14 protein-coding genes are annotated in these 16,012 nt (G+C 59.6%); 13 read left to right on the plus strand and 1 reads right to left on the minus strand.

What is annotated here, in order from left to right; all coding sequences use genetic code 11:
* Positions 1-8 precede the first annotated feature (8 nt).
* Positions 9-635: an outer membrane protein OmpA gene (gene ompA, locus B9Z41_RS10345; protein WP_100146992.1), complete on the minus strand. Its 627-nt coding sequence runs from the start codon at positions 633-635 to the stop codon at positions 9-11.
* 225 nt (positions 636-860) lie between these two features.
* Here ompA and gyrA point away from each other — a divergent pair, with 225 nt between their 5' ends.
* The 13 genes from gyrA (at position 861) to B9Z41_RS10410 (ending at position 15,992) form a co-directional block, all read left to right on the plus strand.
* Positions 861-3,539, plus strand: a complete 2,679-nt coding sequence (gyrA, locus tag B9Z41_RS10350) for a DNA gyrase subunit A (protein ID WP_100146993.1) — start codon at positions 861-863, stop codon at positions 3,537-3,539.
* A gap of 10 nt (positions 3,540-3,549) precedes the next feature.
* Positions 3,550-4,644, plus strand: coding sequence for a 3-phosphoserine/phosphohydroxythreonine transaminase (gene serC, locus B9Z41_RS10355; protein ID WP_100146994.1), 1,095 nt, complete (start codon positions 3,550-3,552; stop codon positions 4,642-4,644).
* A gap of 15 nt (positions 4,645-4,659) precedes the next feature.
* Positions 4,660-5,760, plus strand: a complete 1,101-nt coding sequence (gene pheA, locus B9Z41_RS10360; RefSeq protein ID WP_100147090.1) for a prephenate dehydratase — start codon at positions 4,660-4,662, stop codon at positions 5,758-5,760.
* Positions 5,757-6,662: a prephenate dehydrogenase/arogenate dehydrogenase family protein gene (locus B9Z41_RS10365; protein WP_100146995.1), complete on the plus strand. Its 906-nt coding sequence runs from the start codon at positions 5,757-5,759 to the stop codon at positions 6,660-6,662. The genes pheA and B9Z41_RS10365 overlap by 4 nt, the downstream gene beginning before the upstream one ends.
* A 25-nt stretch (positions 6,663-6,687) precedes the next feature.
* Positions 6,688-8,703 carry a bifunctional 3-phosphoshikimate 1-carboxyvinyltransferase/cytidylate kinase gene (locus B9Z41_RS10370; protein ID WP_100146996.1) on the plus strand — a complete coding sequence of 672 codons (2,016 nt, stop codon included), beginning with the start codon at positions 6,688-6,690 and terminating at the stop codon, positions 8,701-8,703.
* A 166-nt stretch (positions 8,704-8,869) separates the two neighbouring features.
* Positions 8,870-10,552 (plus strand): 30S ribosomal protein S1, encoded by a 1,683-nt coding sequence (rpsA, locus tag B9Z41_RS10375; RefSeq protein WP_100146997.1) that lies wholly within the window; start codon positions 8,870-8,872, stop codon positions 10,550-10,552.
* Positions 10,552-10,869, plus strand: coding sequence for an integration host factor subunit beta (locus B9Z41_RS10380; RefSeq protein WP_100146998.1), 318 nt, complete (start codon positions 10,552-10,554; stop codon positions 10,867-10,869). Before rpsA ends, B9Z41_RS10380 begins: the two co-directional genes overlap by 1 nt.
* Before the next feature lie 43 nt (positions 10,870-10,912).
* Positions 10,913-11,194, plus strand: a complete 282-nt coding sequence (locus tag B9Z41_RS10385) for a lipopolysaccharide assembly LapA domain-containing protein (protein ID WP_100146999.1) — start codon at positions 10,913-10,915, stop codon at positions 11,192-11,194.
* Positions 11,184-12,335 (plus strand): lipopolysaccharide assembly protein LapB, encoded by a 1,152-nt coding sequence (gene lapB / locus B9Z41_RS10390; protein WP_100147000.1) that lies wholly within the window; start codon positions 11,184-11,186, stop codon positions 12,333-12,335. Before B9Z41_RS10385 ends, lapB begins: the two co-directional genes overlap by 11 nt.
* Entirely contained in the window at positions 12,332-13,261 is a 930-nt protein-coding gene (gene rfaE1, locus B9Z41_RS10395; protein ID WP_100147001.1) for a D-glycero-beta-D-manno-heptose-7-phosphate kinase, read from the plus strand. Before lapB ends, rfaE1 begins: the two co-directional genes overlap by 4 nt.
* Before the next feature lie 46 nt (positions 13,262-13,307).
* Complete coding sequence (rfaD, locus tag B9Z41_RS10400) at positions 13,308-14,312, plus strand: ADP-glyceromanno-heptose 6-epimerase (protein ID WP_100147002.1); 1,005 nt, start codon at positions 13,308-13,310, stop codon at positions 14,310-14,312.
* An 84-nt stretch (positions 14,313-14,396) separates the two neighbouring features.
* Complete coding sequence (locus tag B9Z41_RS10405) at positions 14,397-14,726, plus strand: DUF655 domain-containing protein (protein WP_100147091.1); 330 nt, start codon at positions 14,397-14,399, stop codon at positions 14,724-14,726.
* Positions 14,727-14,819: 93 nt separating this feature from the next.
* Positions 14,820-15,992, plus strand: a complete 1,173-nt coding sequence (locus tag B9Z41_RS10410) for an ATP-binding protein (protein WP_100147003.1) — start codon at positions 14,820-14,822, stop codon at positions 15,990-15,992.
* Positions 15,993-16,012: the final 20 nt, after the last annotated feature.

Here is a 16,012-nt window from a genome sequence, read left to right on the forward strand (position 1 = left end):
CAAAAAGATCAGTTAGCACGGGTGCCAACGACTTCGATCTCAACGCGACGGTTCTTGGCGCGACCTTCTTTGGTCTTGTTGTCAGCCACTGGCTGTTTTTCGCCTTTGCCTTCGGTGTAGATGCGGTTTTTCTCGATGCCTTTAGACACCAAGTAAGCCTTCACAGACTCGGCACGACGCACCGACAGTTTTTGGTTGTAAGCATCGGTACCGATCGAATCGGTATGACCCACAGCAATGATCACTTCCAAATTGATGCCTTTGACTTTGCCAACCAAGTCATCCAACTTGGCTTTGCCAGCGGGCTTGAGCACCGACTTGTCGAAGTCAAAGAATGCATCAGCAGCGTAAGTCACTTTAGATGCAGCAGGAGCTTGGGGAGCTTGGGGAGCTGGAGCTGGTGCTGGAGCAGCAGCTTTAGGGGCCACAACAGCAGGTGCAGCAGGAACGATTGCGCCGTCGCAATCTTTGGCAGCCGTTGCTGGCGTCCAGTTGGCATCGCGCCAGCACAGGCCCGTGGAGTTTTTCCACACATCGCCTGACGAATTGCGCCAGTTGTCAACAGTTTGAGCAACAGCGGCAGTTGCCAATGCAGCAGTAGCAACAAAAGCTGCCAAGTTCTTCAAGTTTTTCATGATTCACCTCTGAGGGATTTAAAAGCCGCAGACCTTGCTGCGATTCCAGGCATTCAAGGTGCAAACACCATAACGCTGTAAATATTGTGCCATATCTCCTATGCGCCGCACCCAATTCAGAGAAGTCATGCTGACGTATGCGCGGGTCTGTTGCCAGTGAGCCACAACTGACCCAAAGGAGTTATCAGCCTAAAATGTCCGGTTTCCCGCTTTACGGCCGCTTTCATGACTCAGTTTGCCAAAGAAACATTGCCCATCAGCCTAGAAGAGGAGATGCGTCGCAGTTACCTAGATTACGCCATGAGTGTGATCGTGGGGCGCGCACTGCCCGACGCGCGTGACGGCTTGAAGCCGGTGCACCGTCGTGTGTTGTTTGCGATGCACGAGCTCAACAACGACTGGAACCGTCCTTATAAAAAGTCGGCACGTATCGTCGGTGACGTGATTGGTAAATATCACCCACACGGTGACAGTGCGGTTTACGACACCATCGTTCGCATGGCACAAGACTTCTCCTTGCGCCACATGCTGGTCGATGGCCAAGGTAACTTCGGCTCAGTCGATGGAGACAACGCTGCGGCCATGCGTTACACGGAAATCCGCTTGTCCAAAATTGCCCACGAAATGTTGGCAGACATTGACAAAGAAACCGTTGACTTCGGCCCCAACTATGACGGCTCAGAAAAAGAACCTTTGGTCTTACCCAGCCGCATCCCCAACCTGTTGGTCAACGGCTCGTCTGGCATCGCGGTGGGCATGGCCACCAACATTCCGCCGCACAACTTGAACGAAGTGGTCGACGCTTGTCTGCACATGTTGCGTCACCCGCAAGCCAGCATCGATGAGTTGATGGAAATCATCCCCGCGCCTGACTTCCCCACCGCCGGCATCATTTACGGCATGAGTGGCGTGCGAGACGGCTACCGCACCGGTCGTGGCCGTGTGGTCATGCGTGCGAAGTGCCACTTCGAAGACATTGATCGTGGCCAACGCCAATCGATCATCGTCGACGAGCTGCCCTACCAAGTGAACAAAAAGACCTTGCAAGAACGCATGGCCGAGTTGGTGCACGAAAAGAAAATCGAAGACATCAGTCACATCCAAGACGAGTCCGACAAATCGGGCATGCGCTTGGTGATCGAACTCAAGCGCGGCGCCGTGCCTGAGGTGGTGCTCAACAATCTGTACAAGCAAACACAGCTCCAAGACACCTTTGGCATCAACATGGTGGCCTTGATCGATGGCCAGCCCAAGTTGTGCAACCTGAAAGATCTGATCAGCGTCTTTTTGCAGCACCGCCGCGAAGTGGTCACACGCCGCACCATCTTTACCCTGCGCAAAGCACGCGAACGCGGCCATGTGCTGGAAGGTTTGGCGGTGGCTTTGGCCAACATCGACGAATTCATCGCCATCATCCGCAACGCCCCCACCCCACCGGTAGCCAAGGCCGAGCTGATGACCCGTCCTTGGGACAGCAAGCTGGTGCGCGAAATGCTCACCCGCAGCCGCGCCGATGGTGGTGTGATCAATGCCGACGACTACCGCCCTGATGGCTTGGAAAAAGAATTCGGCATGGGCAACGACGGCTTGTACCGCCTGAGTGACACCCAAGCTCAAGAAATTTTGCAGATGCGCCTGCAACGTTTGACCGGTTTGGAACAAGACAAGATCGTCAACGAATACAAAGACGTGATGGCCGAGATCGACGACTTGCTCGACATCTTGGCCAAGCCTGAGCGTGTGTCCACCATCATTGGCGACGAGCTCAATGTGGTGAAACAAGAGTTCGGACAAACCAAACTCGGCGCACGCCGCAGTGTGATCGAGCACAACGCCCAAGACCTGGGCACCGAAGATCTGATCACCCCCACCGACATGGTGGTCACACTCAGCCACAGCGGGTACATCAAGAGCCAGCCCTTGAGCGAATACCGCGCACAAAAGCGCGGGGGGCGAGGCAAGCAAGCCACCGCCACCAAAGAAGACGACTGGATCGACCAGCTCTTCATTGCCAACACGCACGACTACATCTTGTGTTTCTCAAACCGTGGTCGCCTGTACTGGCTCAAGGTCTGGGAAGTACCCGCAGGCTCACGTGGCTCGCGCGGACGCCCCATCGTCAACATGTTCCCTCTGCAAGAGGGCGAAAAAATCAACGTCGTCTTGGCACTCACAGGAGAAGCTCGCACCTTCCCTGAAAATCAGTTCGTGTTCATGGCCACCTCCATGGGCACCGTCAAAAAGACCTCGCTCGACGAGTTCAACAACCCACGCAAGGGCGGCATCATTGCCGTGAACTTGGACGATGGTGACTTCCTGGTGGGCGCTGCCCTGACCGACGGCAAACACGATGTGATGTTGTTCAGCGATGGCGGCAAGGCCGTGCGCTTTGACGAGAACGATGTGCGCCCCTTGGGTCGCAGCGCCCGTGGCGTGCGCGGCATGATGATCGAAGACGGCCAAAGCGTGATCGCGATGCTGGTGTCTGAACAAGAAGACCCCAACGCGCCCGCCGATGCGGTACGCGCCAGTGTGCTGACCGCCACCGAGAACGGCTACGGCAAACGCACCAGCATCACCGAGTACACGCGTCATGGACGTGGCACCAAAGGCATGATTGCCATCCAGCAATCAGAGCGCAACGGCAAAGTGGTGGCTGCCACACTGGTCCAAGCCGACGACGAAATCATGCTCATCACCGACACCGGCGTGTTGGTGCGCACGCGCGTGTCTGAAATCCGCGAACTCGGTCGTGCCACCCAAGGCGTGACCTTGATCGGTTTGGATGCTGGCGCCAAGCTCAGCGGCTTGCAACGCATCGTTGAAAACGATGCCAACGCGAACGACAGCGAAGGCACCGAAGACGGCCAAGCAGGCGACACCAGCACGCCCAACGAAGCTTGAGGCACACGGCATGAGCACGCGCCCCTATAACTTTTCTGCTGGCCCAGCGGCCATGCCGCTGGAGGTGCTGCAACAAGCCGCCTCAGAAATGACCGACTGGCACGGCAGTGGCATGGGCGTGATGGAAATGAGCCATCGCGGCAAAGAATTCATTGCTATTTACGAACAAGCCGAAGCCGACTTGCGTGAGCTGCTGGCCATTCCGGTCAACTTCAAGGTCTTGTTCATGCAAGGCGGGGGCATTGCTGAAAATGCCATCGTGCCCCTCAACCTGTCACGCGGTGAACAGGTTGACTTGGTGGTCACCGGCAGCTGGAGCGAGAAGTCATTCAAAGAAGCAGCCAAGTACTGCACGCCGCATTTGGCAGCATCTGGTGCCGACAGCCACTTCACCACCCTGCCTGCACCGGCTCAGTGGCAACTCAGCGCGAATGCACGCTATGTCCATGTGTGCACCAACGAAACCATTCATGGGGTGGAGTTCCATACCTTGCCCGACCTGCAAGCCTTGGGCTCCAACGCACCACTGGTGATTGACTTTTCATCCCACGTGCTGTCGCGCTCGGTCGATTGGTCCAAAGTGGGCCTGGCCTTTGGCGGCGCCCAAAAGAACATTGGCCCTGCCGGTGTGACATTGGTGGTGGTGCGTGAAGACTTGTTGGGCCACGCGCTCAAGGTGTGTCCTAGCGCGTTCAACTACAAAACTGTGGCCGACAACGGCTCGATGTACAACACCCCGCCGACCTACAGCATCTACATGGCGGGTTTGACCTTTCAATGGCTCAAACGCCAAGGCGGCGTGGCGGCAATGGAACAACGCAACATCGCCAAAGCCCAACTGCTGTACGACTTTTTGGACAGCTCCAGCTTCTACAGCAACCACGTGGCCGCTGACTGCCGCTCACGCATGAACGTGCCCTTCTTCTTGGCCGACGCCGCGCGCAACGACGCTTTCTTGGCAGGCGCCAAAGCGGCTGGACTGCTCCAGCTCAAAGGCCACAAGTCGGTGGGCGGCATGCGCGCGAGCATCTACAACGCCATGCCCATCGAAGGCGTACAAGCCTTGGTGGACTACATGCGTGCGTTTGAACAAACTCAGGCTTGACGCCTTTTGAGCACCATGAGCCAAACACCTATTCAGTCTGACGCCTTGGGCGAGCTGCGCGTGCAAATCGACGCGCTGGACAAACAACTGCTGAGCCTGCTCAACCAACGCGCCCATGTGGCCGAACAAGTTGGTGAAATCAAACGCGCCGAAGGTTCACCGTTCTTTCGTCCAGACCGCGTAGCTCAAGTGATCGACAAAATCACCCAAGCCAACCCAGGCCCGCTGAAGAACCAACATGTCGCGGCGATCTGGCGCGAAATCATGTCGGCGTGTCTGGCCCTTGAAGCCCCGCAACGCGTGGCCGTGTTGGGCCCACAAGGCACCTTCTGCGAGCAAGCCGCCATTGAGTTCTTTGGCAGCGCCGCCAACCTGATTTACTGCGCCAACTTTGACGAGGTGTTCCACGCCACAGCGGCGGGCACCGCCCAATACGGTGTAGTCGGGATGGAAAACTCCACCGAAGGTGTGGTGGCACGCTCGCTCGATTTGTTCTTGCGTTCCCCCGTGCATGTGGTGGGCGAAGTCAGCCTCTTGGTGCGTCATAACCTGTTGCGTCAAATCAATTCTCTCGACGGCATTGAGGTGGTCATGGCACACCCTCAAGCCCTGGCGCAGTGCCAGGTCTGGCTGAGCCAACACCTGCCCAACGCAGAACGACGTGCAGTCTCCAGCAATGCCGAAGGCGCACGGCTGGCCGCGACCAACCCCGCCTGGGCGGGCTTGGCCAGTGAACGTGCCGCGGGTCAGTTTGGCCTGCACATCGTGCACCACGCCATCCAAGACGAGGCCTACAACCGCACCCGCTTTGCCATCATCACCCTGCCGCAAACCTTGGCCACGCCTCCAGCGTCAGGCAAAGACTGCACCAGCTTGGTGGTGTCGGTGCCCAACCGCCCAGGTGCCGTGCACGACCTGTTGGTGCCACTCAAAAACAACGGCGTGTCCATGACGCGCTTTGAGTCGCGCCCGGCCAAATCGGGCCAGTGGGAGTACTACTTCTACATCGACATCCAAGGCCATATCTCTCAGCCCCATGTGGCCGCCGCCTTGCAAGAATTGCAAGGCCTGTGCGCCTTCTACAAAGTTTTGGGCTCTTACCCCGTCAGCGAATGAGTTCGCCGACATTTCAACGCCTGGCACTCATCGGCTGCGGCTTGATGGGCGGCTCCTTTGCCCTGGCCTTGCGTGAAGCAGGTATGGTCCAGACCATCGCAGGCTTTAGCTCGTCGGACGCCACCCGCCAGCGTGCGGTAGCGCTCAAGGTCATCGACCAAGCCTGCACCAGCGTGGCCCAAGCCGTGCAAGGCGCCGACCTGGTGTTGCTGGCTGTGCCCGTAGGAGCCATGCAGACCAGCTTTGAAGCCATGCGTGATGCACTGGCCCCCAACGCCTTGCTGATGGACGTGGGCTCCACCAAATGCGACGTGATCGCCGCAGCTCAAGCAGGCTTGGGCGAACGCCTGGCTTGCTTTGTCCCCGCCCATCCGATTGCAGGCAAAGAAGTCGCGGGCATTGAGCACGCCGAAGCGGCCCTGTACCAAAACCACCGCACCATCCTCACGCCGCTGCCCAAGACGGGCTTAGCGCGCTTGCAAGCCGCACACGACGTCTGGGCCGCCATTGGCAGCCACGTCAGCACCATGACACCCGAGGCCCACGACGCCACCTTTGCCGCCGTCAGCCATTTGCCCCACATGTTGGCCTTTGCAGCGGTGAATGCCCTCACCTCGCAGCCTCAGGGGGCAGCGTTCTTGGACATGGCGGGCCCAGGTTTTCGAGATTTTTCACGCATCGCAGCCAGCGATGCGGCCGTATGGCGCGACATTCTGAGCGCCAACCGTGCAGAAGTGCTCACCCAAGCAGCGCACTTTCGCGCCGCACTCGACCAGTTCGAAGCTGCGCTGAAAAGTGGCAACACACACGCTTTGCAACAACTCATCCAACAAGCCAGCGAGGTACGCGCTGGCTGGCAACTGCAAGCCCACACCTCGTGCAACACGACCTCTGAGTCCTAAACTTCAGGTCTTACCTTTTTTCGCCATGTTCTCCACGGCCTTTCTCGACTTGCCACCCTTGCAGGGTGCCTCCGGCACCGTGACTTTGCCGGGCTCCAAAAGCATCTCCAACCGCGTGCTGTTGCTCTCGGCCCTGTGCCAAGGCACCACCGTGGTCCACGACCTGCTCGACTCGGACGACACCCGCGTCATGCTCGACGCACTGCGGCAACTCCAATGTGGCGTCGACGTGCAAGGCAGCACCGTCACCATCACCGGCTTAGGTGGTCAACTGGCACACCACGAACCCGTCGCGTTCTTCATGGGCAATGCAGGCACCGCCATGCGTCCACTCACCGCCGCCTTGGCCGTGCTGGGGGGCGACTTCTCGCTCTCCGGCGTGGCACGCATGCACGAGCGCCCCATTGGCGACTTGGTTGATGCGCTGCGCTTGCTCGGGTGCCAGATTGACTACCTGGGCCAAGAAGGTTTTCCTCCGCTGCACATTGGGCAACCCACACTGCAACTCGATGCGCCCATCCAAGTGCGCGGCGATGTGTCCAGCCAGTTCTTGACCGCTTTGTTAATGGCCCTGCCCTTGGCGGCGCAACACAAACCCATCGTCATCGAGGTGGTGGGCGAGCTGATCAGCAAGCCCTACATCGACATCACGCTCAACTTGTTGACACGCTACGGCATCGCCGTTGAGCGCGTAGGCTGGCAACGCTTCACCATTCCTGCGGGCAGTCGCTACCAGTCGCCGGGCAGCATCCACGTCGAGGCCGATGCGTCGTCGGCCAGTTACTTCATTGCACTCGGCGCCATCGCCAGCGGAGAAGGCATTCGCATCCAGGGCGTGGGGGCCGACTCGATTCAGGGCGACATCCGCTTCATCGACGCTGCCACCCAGATGGGCGCGCACATCACCAGCGGCCCCAACTGGCTGCAGGTGCAACGTGGCACCTGGCCACTGCACGGCATTGAACTGGACTGCAATCACATTCCCGATGCCGCCATGACCCTGGCCGTCATGGCGCTCTTCGCCGACAGCCCCACCACCCTGCGCAACATCGCCAGCTGGCGTGTCAAAGAAACCGACCGCATTGCCGCGATGGCCACCGAATGCCGCAAACTCGGCGCCACGGTGGAAGAAGGGGATGACTGGCTGCGCATCCACCCGCTGCCCAACGGCCCATCCGCCAACACATCGGCACAGGGGCACTGGCAGCGCGCCAGCATCCACACCTACGACGACCACCGGGTGGCCATGTGCTTCTCGCTCGCCGCCTTCAATGCCAAGCAACTGCCCGTGCGCATCGAAGACCCCAAGTGCGTCGCCAAAACTTTTCCCGACTACTTTGAAACCCTGTTCTCGGTGGCGCACGCCAACACCACGCACATCCCCGTGATTTGCATTGACGGCCCCACCGCCTCAGGCAAAGGCACGCTGGCCAGCCGCGTGGCACAGGCCTTGGGCTACCACTACCTCGACTCGGGCGCCCTCTACCGCGTCACCGCCTACGCAGCGCTGCAAGCAGGCTTGGTGCTCGACACAGCCCACGAGCCGGCCATTGCCGACTTGGCCCGCAGCCTGCCCGTGCGCTTTGAAGGCGACACCGTCTGGCTCGGCGACCAGGATGTGAGCGAGGCCATTCGCACCGAAGAAGCGGGCATGAATGCCTCCAAGGTGTCTGTCCTGCCTGCGGTGCGCACCGCCTTGGTGGCACTGCAACACAGCTTCCAACGCTTGCCCGGCTTGCTCGCCGACGGTCGCGACATGGGCACCGTGATCTTCCCGCAAGCCCCGTTGAAGGTGTTTTTGACTGCCAGTGCCGCACAGCGTGCCGAGCGCCGTCATAAGCAATTGATTTCAAAGGGTTTTTCGACTACACTTGACAGTCTTCGTGCCGATTTGGAGGCTCGTGACGCCCGCGATTCATCGCGCAGCGTGGCGCCCTTGAAACCAGCACAAGATGCTTTGCAACTCGACAACTCCGCGTTGTCCATCGAGGCTTCGGTGGATCAGGTGTTGACGTGGTGGAAAGCCAAGCAGCCTTTCTAGGCTGCACCCTGGCCCACTCGGCTCCTCTCGCGCGGCACATGCGCACTGGCTTGAGTGGATCGACAACTTAACCCGTGGCTCACGCCACAACCCACCGCTAACCGCAGGCCCATGTGGCGCAGCAATGGTGCTGCCCTCTTTCCCGTGGTTAGACACAAGGAACTACATGTCTGAATCTTTTGCCGCCCTGTTTGAAGAATCCCTGAAGCGCTCCGAAATGCGCACAGGTGAAGTGATCACTGCTGAAGTGGTCCGCATCGAGCACAACCACGTGGTTGTGAACGCTGGCCTCAAGTCTGAAGCCTACGTGCCAATCGAAGAATTCAAAAACGACAAGGGCGAACTCGAAGTCCAAGCTGGCGACTTCGTGTCTGTGGCCATTGGTAGCGTTGAAAACGGCTACGGCGACACCATCCTCAGCCGCGACACCGCCAAGCGTTTGGCATCGTGGATGAGCTTGGAAAAAGCACTGGAATCTGGCGAATTTGTCACTGGTACCACCAGCGGCAAAGTCAAGGGCGGCCTGACCGTGTTGGTCAACGGCATCCGCGCCTTCTTGCCAGGCTCACTGATCGACACCCGTCCGATCAAAGACTTGTCTCCCTACGAGAACAAGACCATGGAATTCAAGGTCATCAAGCTCGACCGCAAGCGCAACAACGTCGTGCTGTCACGCCGCGCTGTGGTGGAAGCTTCGATGGGCGAAGAGCGCGCCAAGCTGATGGAAACCCTCAAAGAAGGCTCCATCGTGCACGGTGTGGTCAAGAACATCACCGAATACGGTGCGTTTGTGGACTTGGGCGGCATCGACGGCCTGTTGCACATCACCGACATGGCATGGCGTCGTGTCCGTCACCCCTCTGAAGTGGTCACGGCCGGTCAAGAAATCACTGCCAAGATCCTCAAGTTCGACACCGAGAAAAACCGCGTGTCTTTGGGCCTCAAGCAAATGGGCGACGATCCTTGGATGGGCGTCAACCGCCGCTACCCACAAAGCACCCGTTTGTTCGGCAAGATCACCAACATCGCCGACTACGGCGCATTTGTGGAACTCGAACCCGGCATCGAAGGCTTGGTGCACGTGTCTGAAATGGACTGGACCAACAAGAACGTGGCACCTTCCAAGATCGTGTCTTTGGGTGACGAAGTCGAAGTCATGGTCCTCGAGATCGACGAAGACAAGCGCCGCATCAGCCTCGGTATGAAGCAGTGCAAAGCCAACCCTTGGCAAGAGTTCGCGCTCAACACCAAGCGTGGCGACCGCGTCAAAGGCCCCATCAAGTCGATCACCGACTTCGGCGTGTTCGTGGGCTTGGCTGCCGGCATCGACGGCTTGGTGCACCTGTCTGACCTGTCTTGGAACGAAACCGGCGAAAACGCCGTGCGCGAATACAAGAAGGGTCAAGAAGTCGAGGCCTTGGTCTTGGCTGTGGACGTGGACCGCGAGCGCATCAGCTTGGGCATCAAACAACTCGACTCTGACCCCTTCACCACCTTTGTGTCGGTCAACGACAAAGGCCAAACCGTCACAGGCAAGGTCAAGACCGTGGATGCCAAGGGCGCTGAGATCGACCTGGGCGAAGACATCATCGGCTACTTGCGCGTCAGCGAAATTTCGCGTGACCGCGTGGAAGACGCGCGCAGCGTGCTCAAAGAAGGCGACGAAGTCACAGCCGTGGTGGTGAACGTGGATCGCAAGACCCGCAACATCCAGTTGTCGATCAAAGCCAAAGACGCTGTGGACCAACAAGAAGCCATGGCTTCCTTGTCGCAACAGTCGGCCCGTGAGAACGCTGGCACCACCAGCTTGGGCGCTTTGTTGCGTGCCAAGCTTGACAACAACAACTGATGACCCGTTCCGACTTGGTCGAAGAACTGGCCGCTCGGTTTGGCCAGCTCACGCACCGCGACGCCGAATTCGCAGTCAAGACTTTGCTTGACGCGATGAGCGACGCCCTGGTGCGCGGGCACCGCATCGAGCTGCGCGGCTTTGGCAGCTTTTCCATCAACCGTCGCCCTCCCCGCATGGGACGCAACCCGCGTTCCGGCGAGAGTGTGGCGATTCCGGAAAAGCGCGTCCCTCACTTCAAGCCGGGCAAAGCCCTGCGCGAAGCGGTGGACGCTCGCACGCAAGAACTGCTGGCCAAGTCAGAACTCAAAAGTTAACCAGAGGCGGGGCTAAAATTCTCCTCGTCACAGAGGAGTCGCCTTGAAAAACCTCATGTGGCTGCTTCAGTTAGCACTGAAAGCAGCCATTTTTTTTACCCTGTTCGCTTTTGCACTCAACAACCAGCACGACGCCGTGGTCCATTTCTTTTTTGGCACGACGTGGCAAGCGCCTTTGGTGCTGGTGGTCTTGAGTGCCTTTGTCGTGGGCGTGGCCGTGGGCGTGCTCGGCATGGTGCCGCGATGGTGGCGTCACCGTCGCTTGGCCAAGCAAGCGCCAGCCGGCGCCAACACCACACAGACAGACCCCACCCATGGAATTTGATTTCACCTGGATTTTCATTGGCCTGCCCATTGCCTTTGGTTTGGGTTGGTTGGCCTCACGCATGGACTTGCGCCAGCTGCGACTGGAAAACCGACAAACCCCCAAGGCCTATTTCAAGGGCTTGAACCACTTGCTCAACGAGCAGCAAGACCAGGCCATCGATGCCTTCATCGAAGCCGTTCAGCACGACCCCGACACCTCGGAGCTGCACTTTGCACTCGGCAATTTGTTTCGCCGCCGCGGCGAATACGAGCGTGCGGTGCGGGTACACCAGCATCTGCTGTCGCGCGGCGACCTGAGCCAAAACGACCGTGACCGTGCCCAACACGCACTTGCCCTCGACTACCTCAAGGCAGGTCTGTTAGACCGCGCCGAAGACGCGCTGCACAAACTCGAAGGTACGGTGCATGCCCCCCAAGCCCACTTGGCGCTGTTGAGCATTTATGAGCGTTCACGCGACTGGGCCAAGGCCTCGGTCATCGCCCAAAAGCTCAGCGACAGCGGACAAGGCAGCTTCCAAGGACGCTTGGCCCATTACCTGTGCGAGCAAGCAGCCAGCCTGGACCTGGCACAGCATGGCGACGACGTGCTGGCCTTGCTCGAGCGCGCCATCGCCGTGGCCCCCCAATCAGCACGCGCACGCATGGCCCTGGCCCAAGCCTTGGCCGATAGCCAGCGCCCGCAAGACGCCTACGCCACCCTCGAAGCCTTGGCCCAACACGTGCCCTCAGCTTGGCCTTTGTTGGCGCCTAAGCTCGCCGCCTTGGCACACACCTTGGGTTGCATCGACCAGGCGCTGGCCCTGCTCGAAGCCAGCTATGCCCAAACTGCCTCGCTCGATGTGCTCAACGCCATCGTGAGCCTGCGTGCCGCACAAGGCGATGCCCACACCAACGCCCGTTACGCCCAACACCTGGAACGTGAGCCCTCATTGGTAGCCGCGACGCAATGGATTGCGCACGAGAAGTTCGAACATGACCAATTTCACCCGCAGGTACAACGTGCCTTGGAGCGTGCGGCCAAGCCGCTGCAACGCTACCGCTGCGCCGCCTGTGGTTTTGAAGCCAGCCAACATTTTTGGCAATGCCCCGGCTGCCAAGCCTGGGACAGCTACCCCGCTAGGCGGGTGGAGGAACTATGACCGTGAGCCGTGAACAACTCACCCAAGCCCAGGTGCTGGTGGTGGGCGACGTGATGCTAGACCGCTATTGGTATGGCGCGGTGGAGCGCATCAGCCCTGAAGCCCCGGTGCCCGTGGTGCGCGTCACCCGTGAAGAAAACCGCCTGGGCGGTTGCGCTAACGTGGCTTACAACGTGGTCAGCCTGGGCGCGCATGCCAGCTTGCTGTCGGTGGTGGGCGACGATGACGCCAGCCACTTGCTGGAAGATCTGGTGGCCAAGACTGGCATTGCCCCTCATCTCGGGCGCGACGCCCAACTCCAAACCACCGTCAAGCTGCGCATCATTGGTCGCCAGCAACAGTTGCTGCGGGTGGACTTTGAAAACACACCACAGACCGAAGTACTGGCATCACAGTCGGCTCTGTTTGCCAAGCTGCTACCCGCGCATGCCGTGGTGTTGTTCTCTGATTACGGCAAAGGCGGCTTGGCCCACGTGAGCCAGATGATTGCCGCCGCCCGCGCAGCAGGCAAAACCGTGTTGATTGACCCCAAAGGCAGCGACTACTCGCGCTACGCCGGGGCCAGCTGCATCACCCCCAACCGCGCAGAACTGCAACAAGTCATTGGCGAATGGACCAGCGAAGACGACTTGCGCCACAAAGCCCACGCACTGCGAGAGGAGTTGCAACTCGACGCCTTGCTTCTGACCCGCAGCGAAGAAGGCATGACCTTGTTTGACGCCCAAGGCGAGCTGCATGTGTCGGCACAAGCACGCGAAGTGTTTGACGTCACCGGTGCAGGAGATACGGTGATTGCCACGCTCGCTGCCCTGGTGGCCAGCGGCCTGAACTTGCGCGAGGCCATGCCCCTGGCCAACCGCGCCGGTGGCATTGTGGTGGGCAAGTTTGGCACAGCCACGGTCAGCTTTGAGGAATTGTTCGCGTGAATTTTTTGACCACACACACTGGCGCGATGCGCGTAAAGGAAGCCTCATGAAAATCGTCGTCACCGGCGCCGCAGGTTTTATTGGCAGCAACATCATCCGGGGCTTGAATGCCCGCGGCATCGACAACATCATCGCGGTCGATGACCTGACCGAGGGCGACAAATTCCGCAACCTGGCGGACCTGAAAATTGCCGACTACCTCGACAAAGACGTGTTCTACGAACTGTTTGCCGAAGGTGCGTTTGGCAAGGTCGAAGCCGTGTTCCACGAGGGCGCTTGCAGCGACACCATGGAGAGCGACGGCAAGTACATGATGGACAACAACTACACCTTGTCGTGTGGCTTGTTCAACAGTTGCCAGCAGGCGGGCACACGCCTGATTTACGCCTCATCCGCCGCCACCTACGGTGGTAGCGACACCTTCCGCGAAACGCCCGAATTTGAGCGCCCGCTCAACGTCTACGGCTACTCCAAGTTGCTGTTTGACCAGCGCATGCGCCGCGAGTGTGGTGACAACTTCAAAAAGTTCAAACGCCAGGTGGTGGGCTTTCGCTACTTCAACGTCTACGGCCCGCGCGAACAACACAAGGGCCGCATGGCCAGTGTGGCGTTTCACCAATTCAACCAGTTCAACACCGAAGGTCGGGTGAAATTGTTTGGTGAGTACGGCGGTTACGCCAGCGGCGGGCAAATGCGTGACTTTGTGTTCATCGACGACGTGGTGGCCGTGAACCTGTGGTTCCTCGACCACCCCGACCAATCGGGCATCTTCAACCTCGGCACGGGCCGGGCACAACCCTTCAACGACGTGGCGCTGTCGGTGGTCAACGCCTTGCGCACAGCCAAAGGCGACAGCGCGCTTGACTTGGCAGGCGCAGCCCAAGCGGGCTTGATCGAGTACGTGCCCTTCCCCGATGCACTGCGTGGCAAATACCAGTGCTACACCCAGGCCGACTTGACCGCTTTGCGCGCCAGCGGCTGCGACCACGCCTTTGCCGATGTGCAAAGCGGCGTGACACAGTACATGGCCACGCTAAGCCAGGCCACTTGATCGACTCGGGGCTGGGTCACACGTGCGGATGAAGGCTTACTCGGCCAGCGTCAGGTGACCCACAGCCCCCCACGCCAAGACCACATGCAGACACGTTTTCAAGCGGACCTTGCTGCCTTTGCTGCCTTTGCTCTTTTTGCAGCACTTGGCAGGCGCGCGGCCTTGGGCCTGTGCGCCCTGCTGCTATGCGCCACCTGCCACGCGCTCGAAATCAACCAGGCCAACGTCGCCGAACTCGACAGCCTGCGCGGCATGGGCCCGGCGCTCAGCGCCAAGGTGCTCCAAGCACGCGCGCAAAAGCCATTTGAATCGTGGCGCGATGTGATGAAGCGGGTCTCAGGTTTTGGCCCAGTCAAAGCCCAACAGTTCTCAGACCAAGGGCTCACGGTGAACGGCCAAGCCTTGAAGCCTTGAGGCAGCCCTCGAAGCGCCTTGCAGAAAACTGCATTGACAAGGCATAAAACCGAATTAAACATTGAAATTTCAACGTCACACGTTAAAATTTCAATGATGATAGATCGACAAGCCCTCTCTACCCTGTCTGACCGCCTGCACGAATCCCCGGCGGTGGTGCTGCTCGGCCCGCGTCAAGTGGGCAAAACCACCTTGGCGCTCGCGCTGGCCGACACCTGGCCCAAAGGCGCCACCTACCTGGATCTGGAGCGCCCAGCGGACCGTTCGCGGCTGGAAGATGCCGATGCCTTTTTGCGTACCCAGGGTGACAAGCTGGTGATCTTGGATGAGATCCATCGCATGCCCGGCTTGTTTGAAGTCTTGCGCGGCATCATCGACGAGCGCCGTCGCGGCGGTCAACGGTTTGGGCACTTTTTGCTGTTGGGCTCGGCGTCGCTGGATTTGATGCAACAAAGCAGCGAAACCTTGGCGGGACGTGTGGCGTATCTGGAAATCGGCCCGATTCACGCGCTGGAGTGGTCGGCCAACGATCTGGATACCCTGTGGCTGCGCGGCGGTTTCCCCGACAGCTTGTTGGCTGCCAACGACGCGGCCAGCCTGCGCTGGCGCGAGGACTTCGTGCGCAGCTACCTGCAACGCGATGTTCCCCTGTTTGCCCCGCGCCTGCCCGCCGAGACAGTGGGTCGCCTATGGACCATGTTGGCCCACCAGCAAGGCGCGCTATTGCAACAAAGCCGTTTGGCCAGTGGGCTGGGCGTGAGCAGCCCAGCAGTAGACCGCTACATCGACTTGCTGGTCGACCTGCAACTGGTGCGACGTCTGCGCCCCTGGAGCGGCAACGTCGGCAAACGCTTGGTCAAAGCACCCAAAATTTATGTACGCGACAGCGGCTTGGTGCATGCACTGCTGGGCTTGGGCAGTTTGCACGACCTGAGCGGGCACCCCGTGTGCGGCCTGAGCTTTGAGGGCTTTTGCATCGACAACCTGATGGCCGCTGCCAGCCCCAACTGCACCCCCTACACCTACCGCACCCACGCAGGCGCCGAAATCGATTTGTTGATTGAACGTGGCGGTCAGCCTTGGATGGCCATTGAAATCAAGCGCTCCACGGCCCCCACCTTGAGCAAGGGCTTTGACATCGCCTGCGCAGACTTGCACATCGAGCAGCGCTACGTGGTCTACCCCGGCACAGAGCGCTTTGCGATGCGTCATGGCGCGCAAGCCATTGGGTTGGTGGCGTTGATGCACATGCTGCGCAGTGGCTGAGGCGGGGTGCTGCGGTCCTA

It is taken from the genome of Limnohabitans sp. JirII-31, assembly GCF_002778315.1.
Classification (GTDB): Bacteria; Pseudomonadota; Gammaproteobacteria; order Burkholderiales; family Burkholderiaceae_C; genus Limnohabitans.

Bases quoted from the DNA above. Each gene is read 5' to 3' on its own strand.
- ompA (WP_100146992.1), bottom strand. From the start codon at position 635: ATGAAAAACTTGAAGAACTTGGCAGCTTTTGTTGCTACTGCTGCATTG.
- gyrA (WP_100146993.1), top strand. From the start codon at position 861: ATGACTCAGTTTGCCAAAGAAACATTGCCCATCAGCCTAGAAGAGGAG.
- serC (WP_100146994.1), top strand. From the start codon at position 3,550: ATGAGCACGCGCCCCTATAACTTTTCTGCTGGCCCAGCGGCCATGCCG.
- pheA (WP_100147090.1), top strand. From the start codon at position 4,660: ATGAGCCAAACACCTATTCAGTCTGACGCCTTGGGCGAGCTGCGCGTG.
- B9Z41_RS10365 (WP_100146995.1), top strand. From the start codon at position 5,757: ATGAGTTCGCCGACATTTCAACGCCTGGCACTCATCGGCTGCGGCTTG.
- B9Z41_RS10370 (WP_100146996.1), top strand. From the start codon at position 6,688: ATGTTCTCCACGGCCTTTCTCGACTTGCCACCCTTGCAGGGTGCCTCC.
- rpsA (WP_100146997.1), top strand. From the start codon at position 8,870: ATGTCTGAATCTTTTGCCGCCCTGTTTGAAGAATCCCTGAAGCGCTCC.
- B9Z41_RS10380 (WP_100146998.1), top strand. From the start codon at position 10,552: ATGACCCGTTCCGACTTGGTCGAAGAACTGGCCGCTCGGTTTGGCCAG.
- lapB (WP_100147000.1), top strand. From the start codon at position 11,184: ATGGAATTTGATTTCACCTGGATTTTCATTGGCCTGCCCATTGCCTTT.
- rfaE1 (WP_100147001.1), top strand. From the start codon at position 12,332: ATGACCGTGAGCCGTGAACAACTCACCCAAGCCCAGGTGCTGGTGGTG.
- rfaD (WP_100147002.1), top strand. From the start codon at position 13,308: ATGAAAATCGTCGTCACCGGCGCCGCAGGTTTTATTGGCAGCAACATC.
- B9Z41_RS10405 (WP_100147091.1), top strand. From the start codon at position 14,397: ATGCAGACACGTTTTCAAGCGGACCTTGCTGCCTTTGCTGCCTTTGCT.
- B9Z41_RS10410 (WP_100147003.1), top strand. From the start codon at position 14,820: ATGATGATAGATCGACAAGCCCTCTCTACCCTGTCTGACCGCCTGCAC.